Genomic DNA, 6,737 nt, shown 5'->3' with positions numbered 1-6,737 from the left:
AAAATGAACTAGCTGCCAATGTTGAAACCAAACCGGAACTCATCACAAGAGCAGAAAAGATTCCATTTGAAGTTATCAAGAAGGAAAAGCCGAACCTCCCAGCCGGTCAGGAAAAGATCATCACACCAGGTGTAGAGGGCGAACGTACTCATTACATCTCTGTCCTTACTGAAAATGGAAAACAAACAGAAACGGTTCTAGATAGCCAAGTGACCAAAGAACCTGTGACCCAAGTGGTTGAAATCGGCGCCCCTATTACTCACAAAGGAGATGAAAGTGGCCTTGCTCCAGCTGCCGAAGCGAAACCAAGGCTGGATATCCAAGAGGAAGATATTCCGTTCACTACTGTGACACGTGAAAATCCACAATTGCCACTCGGACAAACGCAAGTCATCGTTACTGGTGTAAATGGTCGCCGTACGATTTTCTACTCTGTCAGCACTACTGCTGACGGCAAGGAAGAAAGAACACTTGTCAATAGTGCGGTATCGCAGGAAGCGGTCGCTCAAGTTGTTGAAGTCGGCACTGCCGTTGAGAAAGCTGAGCAAACTGCACCAACTACTGCCAAAGCAGATGAAAAACAACTCCCTGCAACAGGAAGTCAAGATTCTGCAGGCTTGGTCGCAGCAGGCCTCATGGCGACTCTAGCAGCCTACGGACTGACTAAGAGAAAAGAAGACTAAGATTCTTCTAGGAGAATACGAAAAAGCGAGATTGAATCTCGCTTTTTATTGTTAGGATTAATCACCAAGTCCTATACGTTCAAAGATATCATCCACTCGTTTAGTGTAGTATGCAGGATTGAAGATTTCGTCGATCTCCTCTTGAGTGAGGCGTGATGTCACTTCTGGATCTGCTTCGAGAAGCGGTTTGAAGTCTACTTGGTTGTCCCAAGAGTGGGCTGTTTTTGGTTGCACCAAGTCATAGGCTTGCTCACGGGTCATACCTTTTTCAATCAAGGTCAACATCGCCCGCTGGCTAAAGATAAGACCAAAAGTTGAGTTCATGTTGCGGATCATGTTTTCAGGGAAAACCGTCAAGTTCTTGACGATATTTCCAAAACGGTTGAGCATGTAGTCAATCAAGATGGTTGTATCTGGTGCGATGATTCGCTCAGCTGATGAGTGAGAGATATCACGTTCGTGCCAAAGGGCTACGTTTTCATAAGCTGTGACCATGTGACCACGGATCACACGCGCCAGACCTGTCATGTTCTCAGAACCGATAGGGTTGCGTTTGTGAGGCATTGCTGAAGACCCTTTTTGACCTTTAGCAAAGAACTCTTCCACTTCGCGTTGTTCAGACTTTTGCAAACCACGGATCTCTGTTGCCATACGTTCGATTGAAGTCGCGATGCTAGCAAGAACTGCAAAGTACTCAGCGTGAAGGTCACGAGGAAGGACTTGTGTAGAGATTTCTTGAGCACGGATACCCAACTTGTCGCAGACGTATTGCTCCACAAATGGTGGGATGTTGGCAAAGTTACCAACCGCACCAGAAATCTTACCAGCTTCCACGCCAGCAGCCGCATGTTCGAAACGCTCAATGTTACGTTTCATTTCGCTGTACCAAGTTGCCAATTTAAGACCAAAAGTTGTAGGCTCAGCGTGCACACCGTGGGTACGTCCCATCATGATAGTAAACTTGTGTCCTTTCGCTTTATCAGCGATGATGTTGAGGAAGTTTTCAAGATCCTTACGGATGATGTCGTTGGCTTGCTTGTAAAGGTAACCGTAGGCCGTATCCACCACGTCGGTAGAAGTCAACCCATAGTGCACCCACTTGCGCTCTTCACCAAGAGTCTCAGAAACCGCACGAGTGAAAGCCACCACATCGTGGCGAGTCTCCTGCTCAATCTCCAAAATACGGTCGATGTCAAAGTCCGCCTTCTCGCGAATCAAAGCCACATCTTCCTTAGGGATTTCCCCCAACTCAGCCCATGCCTCATCAGCCAAGATTTCCACCTCAAGCCAAGCACGGTATTTATTTTCTTCACTCCAAATGTTCGCCATCTCAGGGCGAGAATAACGTTCGATCATGATTAATTTTCCTTTCTTCTTAAGTTTCACCTTTTTAATAACGAGCCATCTAAACTTTATTCCTCTTACTATCCCAAGAATCATAATCTAATTCAGAAATCTCATTATATCTAATATTAGGAATAAACACATTCAGAGATACTCTATTCTTATTGAGTTCTGTTATGTCATCGCTAGGAATAGCCTGAATATGGATTCCTCTTGGAACTTCTTCAGATTTATGATATATTAAATCAACCTGATAATATACCTGAAGGTCTTTGTTACCATTTTTATTTAGCTTATTCCATATACGTCTTTCATACGTTAATTGAGAATTACCCCTCTCAGAATTTAATTTAAAGGACTCAAAATCTCTCCCACCTCCATTAGACCAACTTGTCTGAGGAAAAATATTTTCATCATTATTTTTTCTTGAATTAAAATCCTTCATTCTTCCGACTAACATATGTCCCAGTATATGGCCTGTATGAAACACTGACCCAGAGAATTGTGACTTTCCTTTTGAGGTCCCCCCATTAGGTGGAATAATAGTTTCTCTAGATAACAAGGCAATCCCTCTTTTTGCTCTATCTCTTTCATCTTTAACATTTTTAGCAAATTCATGAATGTCTTGTTCAGTTTTAAAAAAATCTTTATTAAAATTAACAAAATCCTCTAAAACGAAACTTCCATATCCATTATAGCAATCAGCTAATTCATCTACACTGCTATATCCTAGCTGATTTGCTATATCATTAGTGATATAATGAAGCGCTTCACTTTTGTTTGGGTATTTTATAGTCTTAATCATAAATATATAAAACCTCTTCATAGTATTCACTTATATTTCTATGATGTGCCTTGAAACACCCAATTGTTCTCGAGTTATCTCTGCAACAATCATATTTATAAACTGAAATGGAGTTAATTTAATAAATTCCGAAAGAATCCAACTATGTTCTTTCATTAAATACGCATTTAAAACATCTGGTTCATATCTTGACAACTCACTCAGACGATGCATACACATATACATTATTACTATTGGAGGAATATCTAAACTTTTAGGATTATTAAAGTCTTTAAAATACCATCTAGAATTAATACCCGAAGAAATTTCTTGGAATGATTTTCTTACCATCTTATGAAAATTTAATAAATTTTGATTAGAAGACACATTTCTAATATTTTGGAGTTGTACCGGGCACTGTCTCCATGAAAGTTTAGTACCATCAAAGTCTTTATAGACTCTCACTCTTCTTAAATTATTTCCTTTAACATTATTATGTTTCGTATATTTTTCATCAATTTTTGCATTTATAGTCACTCTTTTATCAGGCTTTCTAACAAAATAAACATCGTCTAAAGGAATAAACATCTCTTTATTTTGACTGATTCCCTGCGAAATAACATACGTCCTATGAATATATACTAAATTAGCTAACAACTCATCTAAAGAGTGTTTTGAGCCAATTATTCCCATATTTCCATCAAAAAAATGAAGTAGTCCTGGACAAACCCCTCTAGCTTTAATTACGACCTCTTGCTCATCTAACCTTGGCTTGTTTTTGTTTGTATTTTTATTTTTACCTGATACACCATGATAAGGCGTATAGTATGAATTATTGATGCCCCAAAATTCTAAAAGCGCTTTAGTTGCATTTAAAAAACAATAATAAAGAGGAAGCGGAGCAGAAGTTAACGATAAATTTTTACTAGACTTATAAAATTCTTCTGCCTGATTCCAATAAAACAGAGCTTTCTCTGCGTTACTTTTTTTCCCTCTTTTTATATTTCTTAGAAAAAATCTCACATACTCCCACCTATCAGATACGATAACTGTTCTACCTGTTAAACTAGGCTTATTTATAGCTGTTTTAAGAGTTAATGGTTTATTATTATACTTTATTACTTCCATAATAGATCATAAATCCTTATTCAAAATTAATCACATTATATTTTTCTTACTCATTTCATATTCACCGAATTCATTCACACTATCCGGCACATCACTAAACAAAGTCACATGTCCCATCTTGCGGTTGTGCTTCGCTTCTATTTTACCATACATGTGGAGGTGGGCGCTTGGATTTTCTGTGACATATTTTTCAGCGGCCTCGACATGCTGGCCGAGTACGTTGAGCATGACGGCAGGTGCATGCAGTTTGATGGCTGGAAGCGGTGCTCCGAGAACACCTAAGATATGGGTATCAAACTGGGAGAAATCACAGGCTTCGATCGAATAGTGTCCTGAGTTGTGGGGGCGTGGGGCAATCTCATTAACGATAATATCATCAGCTGTCGCAAACATTTCCACACAAAGAGTCCCAGACAAGTTCAGTTGTTCTGCGATTCGCACAGCCATAGCTTTGGCTTTTTCAGCTAGACTTTCTGAAATGCGGGCTGGCACGATGGTCTTAGACAGGATATTGTTGCGGTGGATATTTTCCTGAATAGGGAAGACTGTCACGTCCTTGCCATTTCCTGACACGATGACAGAAATTTCAAGGTCGAAGTTGACAAATTCTTCCAAAACACAGTCTGCTGAGTCAGCTAGCGCATAGGCTTCTGCCAAATCTGTTTCTGAACGAATAACCTTTTGACCATGGCCATCGTAGCCACCGGTCGCCGTCTTGAGGACATAGTTTTTCGACAGGTCAATATCTGCCAAGTCTTGGCTAGAAGTCACGACCTTGTAGGGTGCCACGGTGACTTGTGCCTTGTTTGAGAGAAAGTCCTTTTCAAAAATACGATTTTGAGAAACACGGAGCAAGTCAGTTCCTTGAGGGAGTTGTCCCTCCTTGATGACAGCATCCAAACCGTCGGCATCGACATTTTCAAATTCATAAGTGAGAACATCACAGCGGTCCGCCAACTGACGCAGGGCGTCCACATCATTATAAGAAGCCACGATGATCTCCGCCACACGAGAGGCGGGACCATCAGCCGCAGGATCCAGTGCGATAACCTTGTGCCCCATGTAGATAGCAGAAATGGCCATCATCTGCCCCAGCTGACCGCCACCGATAATTCCGATTGTTTTAGATGAGCTCATTTGTTGACTCCTCTGCTATTTTTCCTTGCTCTTCTGCGAAATCTGCCAAAGCTGTCGCGATAGCCTGATCCTCTACTGAAAGAAGACGAAGGGCAAAGAGGGCCGCGTTTGTCGCCCCTGCTTCACCGATAGCCATAGTTGCGACTGGTACGCCACCCGGCATCTGAACGATAGAGTAGAGCGAGTCCACGCCACTAAGAGCACGTGATTTGACTGGTACACCAATGACAGGAAGGGTTGTTTTGGCAGCTACCATACCTGGCAAATGGGCTGCGCCACCCGCACCAGCGATGATGACCTTGATGCCACGGCTACGTGCTTCTTCCGCATGTTTGAACATGAGGTCTGGTGTACGGTGTGCGGAAACAACTTTCTTTTCGTAGGCTACACCGAAGCGGTCAAGGACTTCTGCTGTTTTTTGCATGGTTGCCCAGTCGGATTTTGAGCCCATGATGATGGAAATAATTGGTTTCATTTCTTCTCCTCTTTTAATAATCGTCTAATGTAGTGCGGACGTAAGCGACCGCCTAGGGCGTTCCATTACTAAAACTGGAGCCTAAGTCTCCAGTTTTCCGCTCCTAGTAGCTATGCTACTAGGAGTTCCACTACTGCGACGATTATCCTATATTAGCTCGCTAACGCTCGCAAACCATACGACCATTAACGTATTTTGTAAATTTTTATTTTTCTTTTTGATAATGGTCTTAGGTGGTGGGGGCGGAAGCAAACCTTCGGTTTCATTCCTAAACTTTGAGCCTAAGGTCTCAAAGTTTCCCCCGACCAGAACAAGTTCTGTTCTGGTCTTTTCACCACGGCGATCATTATCGTATTTGGCGACTTCGTCGCGTTATTCTTATATCTTTACTTAATGGCCTTGCTTCCGATATCTGTTCGGTAAAAGAGGCCTTCTGTTTTTTGTTGGGCGAGTTCTTGGTAGATGGTTTCTTGAGCTTCTTTGACAGTGTTGGCTGTGGTGACGAGCATATAGACTCGTCCGCCGTTTGATAGCAGTGCTCTGCTATTTTCCGAAAACTTAGCTCCGGCATAGTAGGTGATGATGTCACCTTCTGTCTTGGCTGGCAACTCAATACCTTTTTCATAGTCTAGCGGGTACCCATTGGATGCGACAACTACGCCAAGTGTCACACCCTTGTCCGTCCAAGTGATTTCTGGTTCTTTCCCATCCAAAATATCAGTGATATTTTGCGCAAAGTCAGATGTCAAACGAGGCAAGATGATTTGTGTTTCAGGATCTCCAAAGCGTGAATTGAACTCGATGACTTTCGGTCCATCAACTGTCAAGATAAGACCCGCGTAAAGGACACCAAGGTAGGGACGTCCTTCTTTGATCATGCCTTCAAGAACTGGCTTGACAATGGTCTCAACCGCTGTGTCAACCACGCTCTGTGGCAAGTGAGGAACTGGCGCATAGGCACCCATCCCGCCAGTGTTAGGGCCCTTGTCGCCATCGTAAGCACGTTTGTGGTCCTGAGCCGTTGGCATGATGTAGAACTTGTCCCCATTGACAAAGGCAAAAAGTGAAAATTCCTCTCCTGCAAGAAACTCCTCGATAACCACACGCGCACCTGAGTCACCAAATTTATTGTCCAAAAGCATCTCGTGAGCGGCTTCGACCGCTTGCTCAACTGTTTCAGCAACGA

7 protein-coding genes are annotated in these 6,737 nt (G+C 42.5%); 1 reads left to right on the top strand and 6 read right to left on the bottom strand.

Going from position 1 to position 6,737, the window contains the following annotated elements; genetic code table 11:
* Window positions 1–683, top strand: a 683-nt coding sequence (locus GMD4S_RS11260; RefSeq protein ID WP_000292586.1) for a G5 domain-containing protein, incomplete at its 5' end; no start/stop codon positions are given.
* Window positions 684–740: 57 nt separating this feature from the next.
* Here GMD4S_RS11260 and purB read toward each other — a convergent pair.
* The 6 genes from purB to purD form a co-directional block, all read right to left on the bottom strand.
* Window positions 741–2,039: an adenylosuccinate lyase gene (purB, locus tag GMD4S_RS11255; protein WP_000572896.1), complete on the bottom strand. Its 1,299-nt coding sequence runs from the start codon at window positions 2,037–2,039 to the stop codon at window positions 741–743.
* A gap of 49 nt (window positions 2,040–2,088) precedes the next feature.
* Window positions 2,089–2,832 carry a hypothetical protein gene (locus GMD4S_RS11250; protein WP_000598019.1) on the bottom strand — a complete coding sequence of 248 codons (744 nt, stop codon included), beginning with the start codon at window positions 2,830–2,832 and terminating at the stop codon, window positions 2,089–2,091.
* Window positions 2,833–2,862: 30 nt separating this feature from the next.
* Window positions 2,863–3,939 (bottom strand): YaaC family protein, encoded by a 1,077-nt coding sequence (locus GMD4S_RS11245; protein ID WP_000452038.1) that lies wholly within the window; start codon window positions 3,937–3,939, stop codon window positions 2,863–2,865.
* 30 nt (window positions 3,940–3,969) lie between these two features.
* Window positions 3,970–5,076, bottom strand: a complete 1,107-nt coding sequence (gene purK / locus GMD4S_RS11240) for a 5-(carboxyamino)imidazole ribonucleotide synthase (protein WP_000099061.1) — start codon at window positions 5,074–5,076, stop codon at window positions 3,970–3,972.
* Window positions 5,063–5,551, bottom strand: coding sequence for a 5-(carboxyamino)imidazole ribonucleotide mutase (gene purE / locus GMD4S_RS11235; RefSeq protein ID WP_000802563.1), 489 nt, complete (start codon window positions 5,549–5,551; stop codon window positions 5,063–5,065). The genes purK and purE overlap by 14 nt, the downstream gene beginning before the upstream one ends.
* 386 nt (window positions 5,552–5,937) lie before the next feature.
* On the bottom strand, window positions 5,938–6,737 hold an 800-nt coding region (gene purD, locus GMD4S_RS11230), incomplete at its 5' end, for a phosphoribosylamine--glycine ligase (protein ID WP_000320216.1).

The organism is Streptococcus sp. GMD4S (assembly GCF_000296955.1).
The sequence above is the reverse complement of the archived record's forward strand: the minus strand, read 5'-3'. Positions and strand labels throughout refer to the sequence as shown.

Excerpts from the sequence above, each read along its gene's own strand:
- purB (WP_000572896.1), bottom strand. The coding sequence starts at position 2,039 with ATGATCGAACGTTATTCTCGCCCTGAGATGGCGAACATTTGGAGTGAA.
- GMD4S_RS11245 (WP_000452038.1), bottom strand. The coding sequence starts at position 3,939 with ATGGAAGTAATAAAGTATAATAATAAACCATTAACTCTTAAAACAGCT.
- GMD4S_RS11250 (WP_000598019.1), bottom strand. The coding sequence starts at position 2,832 with ATGATTAAGACTATAAAATACCCAAACAAAAGTGAAGCGCTTCATTAT.
- purK (WP_000099061.1), bottom strand. The coding sequence starts at position 5,076 with ATGAGCTCATCTAAAACAATCGGAATTATCGGTGGCGGTCAGCTGGGG.
- purE (WP_000802563.1), bottom strand. The coding sequence starts at position 5,551 with ATGAAACCAATTATTTCCATCATCATGGGCTCAAAATCCGACTGGGCA.